Source organism: Streptomyces sp. NPDC028711 (assembly GCF_055565415.1).
In genome coordinates, this window is the sequence record NZ_JBVHUJ010000002.1 from 649,301 (window position 1) to 664,648 (window position 15,348).

The window sequence follows — 15,348 nt, forward strand, 5'->3', positions numbered from 1 at the left end:
TGATGTCTACTACTCGGTAGCAAAGGCTTCCGCGGCCGCTCCCAGCCAGGCGTCCAGGTCCTCCGGCGTCCGAGGCTCCGGCGCCTCCGCCCCGAGCAGCCCGTGCGTCCGCAGCAGCCGGGCCACGGCCGTGCCCCAGGGGCGTCGCAGCCGGGCCGCGTCGAGCAGCGCGTCGTCGGCGAGCAGCTCGGCCACCGGGCCCGTGCGCAGACCGGCGGGGGAGAGTACCGCCGCCTCGTCGGCCCAGCGCAGCGCCAGATCCACGTCGTGCGTCGCCATGAGCACCGTCGTACCGCCCTCCCGAAGCCGCCGGAGCGCGTCGAGCAGCCGTTCCTGCCCGTGCGGGTCGAGCCCGGCCGTCGGCTCGTCCATGATCAGCACCCGGGGCCGCATCGCCACGGCGCCGGCGATGGCGGCCCGCTTCCGCTGCCCGTACGACAGCAGATGCGTCGGCCGGTCGGCGAGCGCCGTGATGTCCAGCGCCTCCAGGGCCTCCGCCACCCGGAGCCGTACCTCCTCCTCCGGCAGCCCGAGATTCATCGGACCGAACGACACGTCCTGGGCCACCGAGGCGGCGAACAGCTGGTCGTCCGGATCCTGCACGACCAGCTGCACGGTGGTCCGCAGCCGGGTCAGCCCCTTCCGGTCGTACGCCACCTCCGCCCCGTCCAGGAGCAGCGACCCGCTCCCGCACCGAAGGCCGCCGCTCAGCAGCCGCAGCAGCGTCGTCTTCCCGCTGCCGTTGCGGCCGAGCAGCGCGACCGCGCGCCCCTCCGCCACCGAGAAGTCCACGCCCGACAGGACCGCGGGCCCGTCCTCGTAGGCGAAGCCCGCGTTCACCAGCTCCACGACGGGGGTCGCGGAGGGCGGAGGCGTCGTTGACGTCACGGCAGGAACCTTTCCAGTACGAGGGTGAGGGCGACGAGCCCGGCGAGGAGCACGCCCGTCGTGGCGAGGAACCGGCGGGAGAGCGCGCACGCGGGCACGAGAACCCGCAGCGTCCCGTCGTATCCCCGCCCGGCGAGCCCCGACTGCAGGCGCTGCGCCCGGTCGAAGGCCCGTACAAAGGTGGTCGCGCCGAGACCGGCGAGCGAACGCCAGGTCGCGGCCCGGGTGGTGTGCCCGAGCCGTGCCGCCTGCGCCTGCCGGATCTTGGACAGCGCGTCGAGCAGCAGGAAGATGATCCGGTACATCACGAGCGCGACATCGACCACGGGCGCCGGCACCCCCGCCCGGACCAGCCGGGGCAGGACGTCGGAGACCGGTGTGGTGAACGCGAACAGGAGCACGCCGAGCGAGGCGGACGCCGTCCGCAGGAGCAGTTCGACCGCCTGGACCGGCCCCTCCGGGGCGAACGCGACCAGACCCCGGTCGCCGCCCACTTCGAAGAGCAGCGGAATCGCGCCCGTGACACAGAACCCGAGGGGGATGCGGAAGGCCCGCCACAGCGCCCGGCCCGGCACACCGGCCGGACCGAGCAGCACACCGAGCGTGGCCGCGGCCACGAGCGGCGCGCCGGGCCAGGGCGGCAGGGAGACCGCGCACAGGGTCAGACCGAAGCCGAGCAGCGCCTTCTCGGCGGGATGGCGGCGGCGCCAGCGACTGCTGTGCGCCGCCGCGTCGATCGGCAGCATCGGCGGCTACGCGTCCCGTCCGTCGAGGCCGGCGCCGCCCCCGGAGCGGTCCCCGCCCCGGCCCTTGGCGCCACGCCCGGTGGCGGGACCGGCGCCGATGCCCGGGTCGATGTTCCGGCCGGCGTCGATGCCCGGGTCGGTGCCATGACCATCGGCCGTACTCGGGGCCGCGCCCACCGTGTCGGTGATGCCCTGACCGTCCCCCACGGCTCCGACCGCGACCTCACCCTCCCCGACGCCCCGGGCCGCCTCGGCCCTTGCCGCCCCCTGCCTGCGGCCCCGCCGCAGACCGAAGTAGTACGCGAGGACGCCCGCGCCCAGCGCCGCCTGAAGGGAGAACAGCGCGGACTCGATCTCCCCGGACGGCGGCTCGTACAGGGGGCTGAACCACGGCTCGTAATCCGGCCGGAGCTCCGTGATCGCGGTCTCCGCCTCCGCGTCAGCCCCCGTGAACGGCTCCTCCTTGTGGTCCCCGAGCCCCAGTGCCAACGGCAGTACGGCGAGCGCCGCGACGACGAACAGCAGCAGCGCGTTGATCTTCGTGTTCCGGCTCATCGCGCGCTCGCCTCCTTCTCGCGTCGCGCCGCCGTGCGTCCGCCGAGGACGCCGAGCCGGGTGAGTTCGCCCTTGCTGGACTGCGTGAGCAGCCGCATCACGAGCACGGTGAGCAGGCCCTCGCTCACGGCCAGCGGGATCTGCGTCACCGCGAAGATCCCGCCGAACTTGGCGAGCGCGCCGACCACACCGCTCCCCGGGTCGGGGAAGGCGAGCGCCAGCTGCACGCTGGTGACGCAGTACGTGGACAGGTCGGCGACGAACGCCCCCGAGAAGACGGCGACCATCAGGGGCGCACCGGACCGGCGAAGGAGCAGGTACGTCCCGTATCCCGCCCAGGGGCCGACGATCGCCATCGAGAAGACGTTCGCGCCGAGCGTGGTCAGCCCGCCATGGGCGAGCAGCAGGGCCTGGAAGAGGAGTGTGATCGTCCCGAGGACCGCCATGATCGGCGGCCGGAACAGGATCGCACCGAGACCGGTACCGGTCGGATGCGAGCAACTACCCGTCACCGACGGCAGTTTGAGCGCCGAGAGGACGAAGGTGAAGGCGCCGGAGGCGCCGAGCAGAAGGGTGGACTCGGGGTTCGACCGTACTTCACGGGTCAGCGCGCGGACCCCGTGGACGACGAACGGCGCGGACGCGACGCCCCAGGCGGCCGCGTGCACAGGGGGCAGATACCCCTCGGCTATATGCATGGTTGGGAGACCCTCTCCAGCACCTCGTGGATGGACAACGCACCCTGGCCGGTCTCCTGGCTGACGGTCATACGTCCGGACTCCGCCTTCCCACACCACGACGGTCTCCCGTCGCGGTCCAGTGGCTTCCCCGAGGGTGTTCCCCCCGAGGGTGGAGCCGGACCTCCCGATCACAGTGGCGAGGGCCGCACCGGTACTGCACCGGTTTCCCGTACACCAAGGCGCTGTGACACTAGTGCGTTGACCAGGTACATCACAACACGGTCGCCACGCGGTGCGGCTTCTCGCTCACTCCACGCAGTCATTCCACGGGGCAGGGCACACGCCTCACGCGGTCATTCCGGGCATCGGGGACATGCCCCCTGGGGAGCTCATCTCCGAGGACGCGGACACGCCCTGACCAGGTGATTCCTGTCGCCAGGCCGCACACTTCGCGCAGTCGTTCCTGGCGGCGGACCGCACACCCCGTGCGGTCATTTCCCCGGCGGGCGCACACCCTCGCGACGGTCACTCCGCCCGACAGGCGTACGCCCCCCGCCCAGTCACTCCTTGCGATAGCCGTACGCCTCCGCAGCCGCAGCCGCCACCGCGTCGAGATCCCCGCCGGCGCTCGCCGTGACAAGCGCGGCGACCGCGCCCTCGACGAACGGCGCGTCCACGAGCCGCGCGCCCTCGGGCAGCTCGTCGCCCTCGGCGAGCAGCGCCTTCACGGTGAGCACGGCGCTCCCCAGGTCGACCAGGATCGCCACTCCGGCGCCCCGGTCCACGGCCTTCGCCGCCTGGCTGATCAGCTCGGAACTCGTCCCCAGGCCACCGTCCGGGGTCCCGCCGGCGGGGGCGATCGGCGCCAGGTCGCCGCCGCCGGAGAGCCCCCGGGCCAGCTCGGCCACGGCGGTCGCGACGGCGGCGCTGTGCGAGACGAGCACGATGCCGACGGGCGCGGAACCGCCGGGGGCCGCCGCGCCCTCGGCCACGGGGCTCATGACGCCCCCTCCGTACGCGCGGTGTCGTCGAGCGCGGCGAACAGCAGTGCCGAGGAGGTGGCCCCCGGATCCTGGTGCCCCACCGACCGCTCGCCCAGATAGCTGGCCCTGCCCTTGCGCGCCCGCAGGGGTACGGTCGCGAGGGCGCCCTCCTCGGCGGCGGTACGGCCCGCCGCGAACGAGGCTCGCAGGCCCTCCACGGCAGGAACGAGCGCGTCCAGCATCGTCTTGTCGCCCACCTGCGCACCGCCCAACTGGGACACGGCGGACACACCGGAACCGAGGGCCTCGGCCAGCTGCTCCCTGGTGATCCGCTCGGCGTCGCCGAGGGTCTTGCCGGTACGGCGCAGCAGCGTGCCGTACAGCGGTCCCGACGCGCCGCCGACGGTGGAGATCAGCTGCCGTCCGGCGGTGGTGAGCACGGCACCGGGCGCAGCGGGCGGCTCCTTGGCGAGTGTCTCCGTGACGGCGGCGAACCCCCGCCTCAGGTTCGTGCCGTGGTCGGCGTCGCCGATGGCCGAGTCGAGCTCGGTGAGCCGGTCCGCCTCACGGTCGACGGCCTCGGCCACCGCGGTCAGCCAGCGGACCAGGAAGTCCGCGCCGAAGGTCTCCGTCATGCCGGTCCCCTCTCCCATCCCTCGTCTCACCGGCCCCAGCGCAGCGCGGGCGTCTGTACGGGCGCGTCCCACAGGCGGAGGAGCTCCTCATCCACCTCGCACAGCGTCACCGAGCAGCCGGCCATGTCGAGCGAGGTCACGTAGTTGCCGACGAGGGTACGGGCCACCGGCACGCGCCGCTCGCCGAGCACGCGCTGCACCTCCGCGTTGAAGCCGTACAGCTCCAGGAGCGGGGTGGCGCCCATGCCGTTCACCAGCGCGATCACCGGCGCGGACGGGCGGAGGTCCTCGACGACGGCGTCGACGGCGAAGTCGGCGATCTCCCGGGAGGTCATCATCGGCCGCCGTTCGCGGCCCGGTTCGCCGTGGATGCCGATGCCCAACTCCAGCTCGCCCGAAGGGAGATCGAAGGTGGGGCTGCCCTTGGCGGGGGTGGTACAGGCGCTCAGGGCCACGCCGAAGGACCGGGAGCGCTCGTTGACCCGGCGGGCGATGGCCTCCACCCGCTCGAACGGCGCGCCCTCCTCGGCGGCGGCGCCCGCGATCTTCTCGACGAAGAGCGTGGCGCCCGTCCCGCGCCGGCCCGCCGTGTACAGGCTGTCCGTGACGGCGACGTCGTCGTCGACGAGGACCTTGGCGACCTGGATGCCCTCGTCCTCGGAGAGTTCCGCCGCCATGTCGAAGTTGAGCACGTCCCCGGTGTAGTTCTTGACGACGAACAGCACGCCTGCCCCGCTGTCGACGGCAGCGGCGGCCCGGACGATCTGATCGGGCACGGGAGACGTGAACACCTCGCCGGGACACGCGGCCGCCAGCATCCCGGGCCCCACGAACCCCCCGTGCAGGGGCTCGTGCCCGGAGCCGCCACCGGACACCAGCGCGACCTTCCCCGCCATGGGCGCGTCCCGCCGCATCACGACCCGCCGCTCCACGTCCACGGTGAGCTCGGGATGAGCGGCCGCCATCCCACGCAACGCGTCGGCGACGACGGTCTCGGGAACGTTGATGAGCATCCTCATACGTAACTCCTGGCTACGCTAGCGAGTGTGACGCCGACCTCTTGCCGACCTTCATGACGAGGCATCAGATTGCTGACCCGCGATGCGGGTTCGCGGGTGCGGTTCGTGGTGCCTTCAGCAGTATCGATGGTTTGCGCCGACGATCACAGACCACCGGCATCGCGCGTCGATGCCGGGCCGGCGTCGGGGACTGAAGGCTGCCTAGCGGCGCCCGATGGCGCGAGCGTGGGGTCGGAGTGGATGCGAGGTGACGGTCACCGAACACCTTGTACTGCTCGCCCGCGCCCCGGCGGGGTCATGTCCCCTCGTGTGTGCGCGAGAGGCGCACCTTGCGGGCCCTGGCCTGCGCAGGGGCCGAGCAGATGCGAATGATCGCCGCCTGTCGAACGCGCGGCCGGGTGCAGGGCGGCGGCGCTGTCGGGGCGAGCCGCGCCGGCCAGACCGCCGAGGAGGTCTGGCCGGCGCGGCTCGCCGGCACGTCGTCAGGTTCGCTCGGGAGTACGCCGCGACCTCAGCGCCCGGTCTTCCAAGGGCAGGCTGAAGGGTCGGCCCCATCGGTGCTTGTGTATATGTGGCGAGAGCCCGTCAGCACTCGTCGAGGTTCAGCATCGAGAGGTACATGGGGATCTTCCCCACCGTTTTCCTGGGGACAGTGGTTGTCTTTTGGACGCCCTGCACCAAGTCCCGCACGATCAGCGTGTAGGCACCGTGCCGACGGACCAGTTCGGCGGTGTACAGCACGTCCGCGGGCGGATGCTGCACCTGCTCGGCTTCAGTCACCAGATCACGACCTTCATAACCCTTCAATTCCTTCTTGCTGCCCGGGAGCGGCACTGCGTGCCGTTCGTCCGGTTCACGGCCGGGCTAAGGCCGGCTGTTCATGGCCGCGACGAGGCTGTACGGCCGCATATCGGTCCAGGATCGTTCGATGTGGTCCAGACACTGTCGTCGGGTGTCCTCAGGGTGGGCCACGGCCCAACCGTCGGGAACGTCGGCGAAGGCGGGCCAAAGGGAGTGCTGGCCTTCTTCGTTGACCAACACCAAAAAGTGTGCGTCCTCGTCCTCGAACGGGTTGATCATGCGTTACTGCTTTCCGGGAAGGAAGAGAGGGGCGTGTCGGCACGAGGGTTGCTCACGTGCCGTGATCCGTGGACGGCTTCCCCGGCGCTCGCGCTGCCCCGACCTGCTGGCAAGGCTTGTCCCTGCGTGCCCCGGGAGCCGTCAGCCGGTCAGGACTTTCCGGCCTTGACCGTGGGCTTCTCGCCATCCCGCAGCTCGGCGGTGATTCGCTCGGCGGTCACCTCGGCGGTGATGTCCTGCAACTCCTCGCCGACCTGATGGGCGGCCTTCTTCATCTCCACGGCCAGACCGACAGAGGCCGCGATGGTGTTGCGTACCACGGGCTTCACCGCTCGCTTCACCAGGGGCGCCGCGACGATACCCACCAAGAAAGGAAGGAAAAAAGGAGGCATAGCCGTGCCTTTCTCTTGTTTTTGCCAGCAGGACGGAACGTGACCACGCCGTGGGCTAAGCGCTGGTGCGCCGCGACCACCCGAATCCCTGCGCGGTCAGCACTCGCACGCTAGCCGATATTCGCGCACCAAGGCCACGTGCTGCCCCCGGTTGTCTCGTGAATACGATGACTTCGAGTGAATATCGAATGGAGAATCGTTTAGGCTGATCCAGCTTGTGGTACGGCCTGCGGTCAGGGGTGTCCTCGCGCCTGTGCGGCCGGCAGTGATAATCCCATTCACTGAAGTATGTGGGGCCGGGGCGTGGGTAATTCCTTCGAGGGATAATCACCCCCGCGCAGCGGTGTAGGGATTCCTGAGTTGGCACGCTTGGAACTCCAGTAAGGGCCCTGAACGTGCCGGGCCTTCACTTCCTGCCTTCCTGCACACTGCGATGTGCCTGCTTGATGAGGGCCGATGCGTCAGCCCGTCCATGCTGCGCCTTGAAACGTCGGCGGCCGTCTGCCACTGGCGGGCTTTCAGGAAATCTCCGGAGGTTGCTCTTGTCTCGCCCCGAACTCTCCCCTCTGTCCGTCACCACCGCAGCTCCGACCGTGGGACGCAGCTCCGACGCGTCGGCCGAGGTGCTGCCCGTCACGGCGGCGCAGCGCGAGATCTGGCTGGCCGAGCAGCACAGAGCTCAACCCGGTGTGGGATGGCGGATCGGCGAGTACCTGGAGATCGACGGGGCGGTCGACCCCGCGGTCTTCGAGACCGCGCTGCGTCAGGTCGTGAACGAGACCGACGCGCTGCGGGTGCGTCTTGCCGTCGGCGACGACGGCCCGGTGCAGGTTCTGGAACGTGAAGTTCCCTGGGTCCTGCCGCTGGTCGACGTCGCGGACGAGCCCGCTCCGGAGGCGGCCGCGCGGGCCTGGATCGCGGCAGACGTGGCCCAGCGCCTTGACCTGTCCGGCGGACCGCTGTTCAGCTTCGCGCTACTGCGGCTGGGGCCTGACCGGTTCTGGTGGTGTCATACGTACCACCACGTGGCTGTGGACGGCTTCGGCTTCGCCCTTATCGCCCGTCGGGTCGCTGAGGTGTACACCGCCCTGGCCGGCGGGCAGCCGTCCGGCCCTGGTCCCTTCGCCCCGCTGTCCGCCCTCGTCCGTGCCGATGCGGACTACCACGCCTCCACGGCCGCGGCAGCCGACCGGGAGTTCTGGAGGCGGCGGCTGGCCGGCTGGACGGGGACGACCACGATCCCGCACCGGCCCGACCTCGCGACGGCACACGCAGGCCCTGCGGCGGAGACCCGGGCCGCGGCAGCCCTCCAGGTGAGCGGCACGCGGTCGCTCCCGAACTACGAGGCGGTGTACGCGGCGGCCCGACGCGCCGGTGTCACCTGGCCCAGGCTGGTCGTGGCCGGGGTCGCGCTGTACACCTACCGGCTGACGGGCGCGCAGGACGTGACGCCGGGCCTGGTCGTGGCCGGCAGGCCTGATGAGCTCACCCGCTCGACGCCCGGAATGCTCGCCAACGTGGTTCCGGTGCGGCTGACGTTGCGGGCCGACATGTCGCTGGGGGCTTTGCTGGAACATGTCGACGAGCGGATGCGTGAAGCGGTGGCTCACCAGCGCTATCGCGGCGAGGACCTCCGCCGGGACCTCGCGTTGGCTGAAGGCGGCAACCGGGCCTTCTCGCCACTCGTCAACATCACCCGGTTCGACTACGACTTCACCTTCGCCGGCCATCGGTGCAGCGCGCACAGCGTCTCGGCCCAGCAGGGCACGGATCTGGTGGTCACCGTGCGGGACCGGCGGGACGGCGGTGGCCCCCAGCTGGAACTGCAGGCGGCTACCGGGATGTACAGCCGCAGTGATCTGGTCGTCCATCAGGAACGCTTGCTGGGACTGATCTCGGTGCTGGCAGAGGCCGACTTGGGCACGCCGCTCGGCCGGATCGAGGTGTTGTCCGCCCAGGAACGGAAGGCTCTGCTCCCGGCCGACGACGTCGCCGGAGCGGCGGCGGCCCCGGTGTCGCGGCTGTTCGAGGACCGGGTGCGCAGGGCTCCGGACGCGACAGCCGTGGTGGCCGGTGACACCACCGTGAGTTATGCGGAGCTGAACGCGCGGGCCAACCGTGTCGCGCACGCCTTGGCGGCACGCGGCATCGGGGCGGAGGACGTGGTGGCCCTGGTGCTGCCGCGTGGCGTGGACCAGCTGGTGGCGCTCCTGGGGGTGCTGAAGGCGGGGGCCGCGTACCTGCCGGTGGATCCGGAGTACCCGGCGGAACGGATCGCGTACATGCTCAGCGACGCGGTTCCGGCCCTGGTCATCGACGATGTGAGCACGGTGGCGGAATTGTCGGGGGGCCGACCGGACACCGATCCGGGGATCGAGGTGGATCCTCGGCATCCGGCGTACGTGATCTACACCTCGGGGTCGACCGGTCGTCCCAAGGGCGTCGTGGTCACCCACACCGGTGTGGCGAACATGGTCGCCGCCATGGCCGACGGGTTCGCGGTCGACACCAGCAGCCGGATGCTGCAGTTCGCCTCGCCCAGCTTCGACTCCTCCGTGGCGGAGGCGTTCACCGCCCTGCTGTCCGGGGCGGCTCTGGTGCTCGTGCTCGACGGCGACCCGTTGGCCGCCCTCACCGATCCGGACGTGCGCATCACCCACGCGATCGTGCCGCCGTCGGCACTGACCGCGGTGAACACGACGGACGCCTCAGTGGAGACGCTGGTGGTGGCGGGCGAGGCGTGCCCACCAGGGTTGGTGGAACGGTGGGCTCCGGGGCGGCGCATGATCAATGGCTACGGTCCGACCGAGGTCACGGTGTGCCCGTCGATGAGCGGACCGCTGACACCTTCCGACGCGACGCCGTCGATCGGGAGGCCGATTCCTGGTGCGCGGGTGTATGTGCTGGATGTGGCGTTGCGGCCGGTGCCGGCGGGGGTGACGGGTGAGCTGTATGTGGCTGGGGTGGGTTTGGCGCGGGGTTATCTGGGGCGGCCGGGTCTGTCGGCGTCGCGGTTCGTGGCGGATCCTTTCGGGCCTCCGGGTACGCGGATGTATCGGACGGGGGATCTGGCGCGGTGGCGGTCTGATGGGCAGTTGCAGTTCGTGGGTCGTGCTGATGACCAGGTGAAGGTGCGGGGTTTCCGGATCGAGCTGGGTGAGATCGAGGCGGCTCTGGCGGCTTGTGCCGGTGTGGCGCATGCGGCTGTCGTCGCTCATGAGGTGCGTCCGGGTGACACTCGCCTCACCGGTTACCTGGTCCCCGCCGGCTCTCGGGATTCTTGTGATGTGGCCGCTGCCCGTGCTCGTCTTGAGGAGAGCTTGCCCGCGTATATGGTGCCTTCCGCGTTGGTCGTGGTGGATGCGTTGCCGTTGACGCCGAACGGGAAGCTGGACCGGGCTGCCCTGCCGGCGCCCGAGACTGATCCGGTGTCTCGGGGGCGGGCTCCGCGTACGCCTCAGGAGCATGTGCTTGCCGGGCTCTTCGCCGAGGTCCTGGGTCTGCCGGCGGTCGGGGCCGACGACGACTTCTTCGCTCTCGGCGGCCATTCCCTCCTCGCCACCCGCCTCACCAGCCGCATCCGCACCACCCTTGACTCCGAAGTGACCCTGCGTCAGGTTTTCGAGACTCCTACCGTCGCAGCCCTCGCCACCCGGCTGGCTTCGACCGGCAGCCAGCGGCCGGCTCTGACACCCCAGAAGCGACCCGACCCGGTTCCGTTGTCGTTCGCGCAGCGGCGGCTGTGGTTCCTCCATCGCCTGGAAGGTCCCAATACCACGTACAACATCGCGCTGGCGTTGCGGCTGCGAGGTCGTCTCGACCGCACGGCACTGGAACGCGCCCTGGCCGACGTGGTGATCCGGCACGAGCCGCTGCGTACTGTCTTCCGCGAGATCGACGGTGTGCCCTGCCAGCACGTTCTCGACCCGCCCACCACACCTCCGCCCCTGCCGGTCACCGACCTCGACGTCGAGGACGAGGACGCGCTGCAGGAGCGGCTCACCCAGGCGGCCCGGTATCCCTTCGACCTCAGCGCCGAGCCCCCGCTGCACGCCGATCTCTTCGTGCTCGCCCCGGACGACCACGTCCTGCTGGTCACGATCCACCACATCGCGGCCGACGGCTGGTCCATCAGCCCCCTCGTCCGCGACCTCACGACCGCCTACACCGCCCGCAGCCGAGGCGAGCAGCCCGACTGGCCGCCGCTGCCCGTCCAGTACGCCGACTACACCCTCTGGCAACACCACCTCCTCGGCGACCCGCGCGACCCCGACAGCCTCACCGCACACCAGCTCGCCCACTGGACCAACGCCCTCGCCGATCTGCCCGTAGAGCTGGAGCTTCCCTTCGACCGGCTCCGGCCGGCGGTGCCCTCGCACCGCGGTGACTCGGTGGGCATCGAGGTGGACGTGGAGCTGCACGAGCGGCTCATGGAGCTGGCCCGCCGGACGGGGACCAGCCTGTTCATGGTGCTTCACGCCGGACTCGCCGCCCTGCTCACCAAGCTGGGCGCCGGCACCGACATCCCGGTCGGTAGTCCTGTCGCCGGACGCACCGACCAGGCCCTGGACGACCTCGTCGGATTCTTCGTCAACACGGTGGTGCTGCGCACGGACACGTCCGGTGACCCGACCTTCACCCAACTCCTCGAGCAGGTCCGCGAGACCGCGCTCGGCGCGTACGCCCACCAGGACCTGCCGTTCGAGCACCTGGTGGAGGCACTCAACCCAGCGCGGTCAGCGGCCCGGCATCCGCTCTTCCAGGTCATGCTCTCCGTCGACGCCGCCGACTCCGGCCCGCCGGAGATCCCCGGACTGGAGGTCTCCGCCGTCGCGGTGCCCACGGGGGCGGCCAAGTTCGATCTGGACGTCGCCCTCGTCGAGCGGCGTGAAGACGGCCGGAACCTCGGTCTGGTGGGAACCTTCGGATACGCCACGGACCTGTTCGAGGCGGGCACGGTCCGCACGCTGGCCGAACGCTGGCTGCGCCTGCTCGGGGCAGCCGCGCAGGACCCCGACCGGCCGATCAGCCGCATCGACGTGCTGTCCGACGACGAACGCCGACGCCTGCTCGGCGACGCGGACACGAACACCGACGCCACGGCGCCGCTCCCGGCGGACACCCTCCCCCGCCTCTTCGAGGAGCGAGTGTCGGCCGCCCCGGACACGACCGCGGTGGTGGCCGCCGACACCACGCTGACGTACGCCGAGCTGAATTCCCGGGCCAACCGGCTGGCCCACGCCCTCATCGCCCGGGGCGTCGGGACCGAGGACATCGTCGCCCTCGCCCTGCCGCGGTCGGCAGACCTGGTCGTGGCTCTCCTCGCCGTGCTCAAGGCGGGAGCCGCTTACCTGCCGCTGGACCCCCAGTACCCGGCTGCCCGCATCGCCGCCATGGTCGAGGACGCCCGGCCCGTGCTGCTGCTGACCGACTCGGCCACCACGGCCACGGCCGGCTGCGGACCGGATCTGCCGCGCCTGCTCCTCGACGCTCCCGAGACCGCCGAGCTGGTGGAGGCGTTCCCGGAGACCGACCCGGAGCCATGGCTGCTGCCCGACCATCCGGCCTACGTGATCTACACCTCGGGCTCGACCGGCCGCCCCAAGGGGGTCGTGGCCCGACACCGGAGCGTGGCCGCGCTGGCCGTCCAGTACCAGGAGCAGGTCTTCGCCCCCGCAGCTGAGCGCGCAGGCGGGCGGCCGCTGCGGGTGGCCCTGACCGCCTCCGTGTCCTTCGACGCCTCCTGGGGCCAGCTGGCGGCGCTGATGGGCGGTCACGAGCTGCATGTGCCCGACGCCGCGACGTGGACGGACGGGGACCTGTTCGGGGCGTGGCTGGTGCGACACCGGATCGACTCCGTCGACGTCACACCGTCGTACCTCCGCGTCCTGGCCGACCGGGGCTTGTTCGCACACGAGGAGTGGCGGCCGGGCGTGGCCGTGCTCGGCGGCGAGGCTCTGCCGGAGCGGCTGTGGGAGGAGCTGCGGTCGATGGAGGGGCTGACCGCCTTCAACATGTACGGGCCGACCGAGTGCACCGTGGACGCGGTGCGCGCCCGGCTGGACGCCACCCCGGAACCGGTCCTCGGGCAGCCCGTCCTTGGTGCGCGGGCGTATGTGCTGGATGCGGCGTTGCGGCCCGTGCCGCCGGGCGTGACGGGTGAACTGTATGTAGCGGGCTCGGGCTTGGCGCGGGGGTATCTGGGGCGGCCGGGGCTGACGGCGGAGCGGTTCGTCGCGGACCCGTTCGGGCCTCCCGGCACACGTATGTACCGCACGGGGGACTTGGCTCGGTGGCGGTCCGACGAGCAATTGCAGTTCATGGGCCGTGCCGATGACCAGGTCAAGGTCCGCGGTTTCCGGATCGAGCTCGGTGAGATCGAGGCCGCTCTGACAGCCTGCCCGGGAGTCGCGCATGCGGCTGTCGCCGGTCACGAGGCGAGTCCGGGTGACACCCGCCTGACCGCCTACCTGGTCCCCGCCGATCCCCACGGTTCCTGTGATGTGGCCGCTGCCCGTGCCCGCCTTGAGGAGAGCCTGCCCGCCTACATGGTGCCTTCCGCGCTGGTCGTGGTCGATGCGCTGCCGCTGACGCCGAACGGCAAGCTGGACAGGGCCGCCCTGCCGGCGCCCGATGCCAGTTCCATGCCTCGGGGGCGGGCTCCGCGTACGCCTCAGGAGCACGTCCTCGCCGGACTGTTCGCCGAGGTCCTGGGGCTGCCCGCCGTCGGGGCCGACGACGACTTCTTCGCCCTCGGCGGTCACTCCCTCCTCGCCACCCGCCTCACCAGCCGCATCCGCACCACCCTCAACACCGAACTCACGGTGCGGGCATTGTTCGAAGCTCCGACTGTCGCCGCACTGGCGCAGCGGTTGGACGAGGGCGAACTGCCGGTCCGGGCCGCTGTCGTACCCCAGCCGCGCCCCGCGCGGGTACCGCTGTCGTACGGACAGCAGTGGCTGTGGTCCCTGCACCGCGAGGAGGGGCCCAGTGCCACGTACAACATCCCGCTGGCGCTGCGTCTGCGGGGCCGTCTCGACCGTGCGGCGCTGGAGCAGGCCCTGGCCGACGTGATGATCCGGCACGAGCCACTGCGCACGGTCTTCCGCGAGATCGACGGTATGCCCTGCCAGCACGTCCTCGACTCGCCCACCACACCCCCACCCCTGACCGTCACCAAACTCGACATCGCCGTCGACGACGAGGACGCCCTGCAGGAACGGCTCACCCAGGCGGCCCGGTATCCCTTCGACCTCAGCGCCGAGCCCCCGCTGCACGCCGATCTCTTCGCGCTCGCACCGGACGACCACGTCCTGCTGGTCACCATCCACCACATCGCGGCCGACGGCTGGTCCATCAGCCCCCTCGTCCGCGACCTCACGACCGCCTACACCGCCCACAGCCGAGGCGAGCAGCCCGACTGGCCGCCGCTGCCCGTCCAGTACGCCGACTACACCCTCTGGCAGCACGATTTCCTCGGTGACCCCCACGACCCCGACAGCCTCACCGCACACCAGCTCGCCCACTGGACCAAAACCCTCACTGACCTCCCCCAGGAGGTGCGGCTTCCCCACGGCCGTACCTGTTCGGCCGCCGTGTCGCATCGCGGTGGCCATCTCACCGTCCGTATGGACGCGGAGCTGCACGGGCGGCTTGTGGAGCTGGCACGCCGGACAGGGACGAGCCTGTTCATGGTGCTTCACGCCGGACTCGCCGCCCTGCTCACCAAGCTGGGCGCCGGCACCGACATCCTCGTCGGCACTCCCGTCGCCGGACGCACCGACCAGGCCCTGGACGACCTCGTGGGGCTCTTCGCCAACATCGTGGTGCTGCGCACGGACACCTCCGGCGACCCCACCTTCACCGAACTGCTGGAACAGTCCCGCGAGACCGCGCTCGCCGCGTACGCCCACCAGGACCTGGGTCTGGGGCAGTTGATGGAGGCGCTCGACGCCGGCCATCCGCTGTACCCCGTCATGCTCATCCTGCAGAACACTCCGCAGGGCCACTTCGCGCCGTCCGGACTGCGGGTGAGCGAGTTTCCGGTGGGGACGGACACGGCCATCGACCCGCTCAGCGTCGGTCTGACCGAGCGCGAAGGGGCGGACGGCGGTCCGGCCGGTCTGGAAGGACTGTTCCGGTACAACACCGACCTGTTCGACCGGCAGACGGTCGCCGGTCTCTTCGAGAGTTGGGTGCGGTTGTTGACGGCGGCAGCCCAGTCCCCCGACGAGCCTCTGAGCCGCTTGGACGTCGGGACGGCGCCGCCATGTCCTCCGTACGAACACCTTCGTTAGATCTTCGATCGCCCACCGCCCTCTCCGCTGCGGGACATGGACCTGCCCCGCAGCCGCCTTCCGTGGCGCCTCC

11 protein-coding genes and 1 riboswitch are annotated in these 15,348 nt (G+C 71.0%); of the genes, 1 reads left to right on the plus strand and 10 read right to left on the minus strand.

What is annotated here, in order from left to right:
• Nucleotides 1–9 precede the first annotated feature (9 nt).
• The 10 genes from ACZ4VK_RS08740 to ACZ4VK_RS08785 all read right to left on the minus strand — a co-directional run bounded on the left by ACZ4VK_RS08740 (nt 10) and on the right by ACZ4VK_RS08785 (nt 6,951).
• A complete protein-coding gene (locus ACZ4VK_RS08740) occupies nt 10–888 on the minus strand; it encodes an ATP-binding cassette domain-containing protein (protein WP_468349942.1) in 879 nt (292 codons plus the stop codon).
• Nucleotides 885–1,634: a cobalt ECF transporter T component CbiQ gene (cbiQ, locus tag ACZ4VK_RS08745; RefSeq protein WP_468349944.1), complete on the minus strand. Its 750-nt coding sequence runs from the start codon at nt 1,632–1,634 to the stop codon at nt 885–887. Before cbiQ ends, ACZ4VK_RS08740 begins: the two co-directional genes overlap by 4 nt.
• A 6-nt stretch (nt 1,635–1,640) precedes the next feature.
• Nucleotides 1,641–2,189, minus strand: coding sequence for an energy-coupling factor ABC transporter substrate-binding protein (locus ACZ4VK_RS08750; RefSeq protein ID WP_468349946.1), 549 nt, complete (start codon nt 2,187–2,189; stop codon nt 1,641–1,643).
• On the minus strand, nt 2,186–2,887 hold the full coding sequence (locus ACZ4VK_RS08755) for an energy-coupling factor ABC transporter permease (protein WP_468349948.1): 702 nt from the start codon (nt 2,885–2,887) through the stop codon (nt 2,186–2,188). The genes ACZ4VK_RS08750 and ACZ4VK_RS08755 overlap by 4 nt, the downstream gene beginning before the upstream one ends.
• A 29-nt stretch (nt 2,888–2,916) precedes the next feature.
• Nucleotides 2,917–3,150: riboswitch (cobalamin riboswitch) on the minus strand.
• Between the two features lie 279 nt (nt 3,151–3,429).
• Nucleotides 3,430–3,870, minus strand: coding sequence for a PTS-dependent dihydroxyacetone kinase phosphotransferase subunit DhaM (locus ACZ4VK_RS08760; protein WP_468349950.1), 441 nt, complete (start codon nt 3,868–3,870; stop codon nt 3,430–3,432).
• A complete protein-coding gene (dhaL, locus tag ACZ4VK_RS08765) occupies nt 3,867–4,487 on the minus strand; it encodes a dihydroxyacetone kinase subunit DhaL (protein WP_468349952.1) in 621 nt (206 codons plus the stop codon). The genes ACZ4VK_RS08760 and dhaL overlap by 4 nt, the downstream gene beginning before the upstream one ends.
• Before the next feature lie 26 nt (nt 4,488–4,513).
• Nucleotides 4,514–5,506 carry a dihydroxyacetone kinase subunit DhaK gene (gene dhaK, locus ACZ4VK_RS08770; protein WP_468349954.1) on the minus strand — a complete coding sequence of 331 codons (993 nt, stop codon included), beginning with the start codon at nt 5,504–5,506 and terminating at the stop codon, nt 4,514–4,516.
• 585 nt (nt 5,507–6,091) lie between these two features.
• Nucleotides 6,092–6,286 carry a hypothetical protein gene (locus ACZ4VK_RS08775; protein ID WP_468349956.1) on the minus strand — a complete coding sequence of 65 codons (195 nt, stop codon included), beginning with the start codon at nt 6,284–6,286 and terminating at the stop codon, nt 6,092–6,094.
• A gap of 84 nt (nt 6,287–6,370) precedes the next feature.
• Nucleotides 6,371–6,586, minus strand: coding sequence for an MbtH family protein (locus tag ACZ4VK_RS08780; protein WP_468349957.1), 216 nt, complete (start codon nt 6,584–6,586; stop codon nt 6,371–6,373).
• A gap of 149 nt (nt 6,587–6,735) precedes the next feature.
• The gene (locus ACZ4VK_RS08785; protein ID WP_468350801.1) at nt 6,736–6,951 is read right to left on the minus strand and encodes a DUF5132 domain-containing protein; all 216 of its coding nucleotides are present in this window, start codon (nt 6,949–6,951) and stop codon (nt 6,736–6,738) included.
• A gap of 620 nt (nt 6,952–7,571) precedes the next feature.
• Here ACZ4VK_RS08785 and ACZ4VK_RS08790 point away from each other — a divergent pair.
• A complete protein-coding gene (locus ACZ4VK_RS08790) occupies nt 7,572–15,275 on the plus strand; it encodes an amino acid adenylation domain-containing protein (protein WP_468349959.1) in 7,704 nt (2,567 codons plus the stop codon).
• Nucleotides 15,276–15,348: the final 73 nt, after the last annotated feature.

Coding starts and splice junctions, on each gene's coding strand:
- dhaK (WP_468349954.1), bottom strand. CDS start 5,506: ATGAGGATGCTCATCAACGTTCCCGAGACCGTCGTCGCCGACGCGTTG.
- ACZ4VK_RS08750 (WP_468349946.1), bottom strand. CDS start 2,189: ATGAGCCGGAACACGAAGATCAACGCGCTGCTGCTGTTCGTCGTCGCG.
- ACZ4VK_RS08780 (WP_468349957.1), bottom strand. CDS start 6,586: ATGATCAACCCGTTCGAGGACGAGGACGCACACTTTTTGGTGTTGGTC.
- ACZ4VK_RS08760 (WP_468349950.1), bottom strand. CDS start 3,870: ATGAGCCCCGTGGCCGAGGGCGCGGCGGCCCCCGGCGGTTCCGCGCCC.
- cbiQ (WP_468349944.1), bottom strand. CDS start 1,634: ATGCTGCCGATCGACGCGGCGGCGCACAGCAGTCGCTGGCGCCGCCGC.
- ACZ4VK_RS08755 (WP_468349948.1), bottom strand. CDS start 2,887: ATGCATATAGCCGAGGGGTATCTGCCCCCTGTGCACGCGGCCGCCTGG.
- dhaL (WP_468349952.1), bottom strand. CDS start 4,487: ATGACGGAGACCTTCGGCGCGGACTTCCTGGTCCGCTGGCTGACCGCG.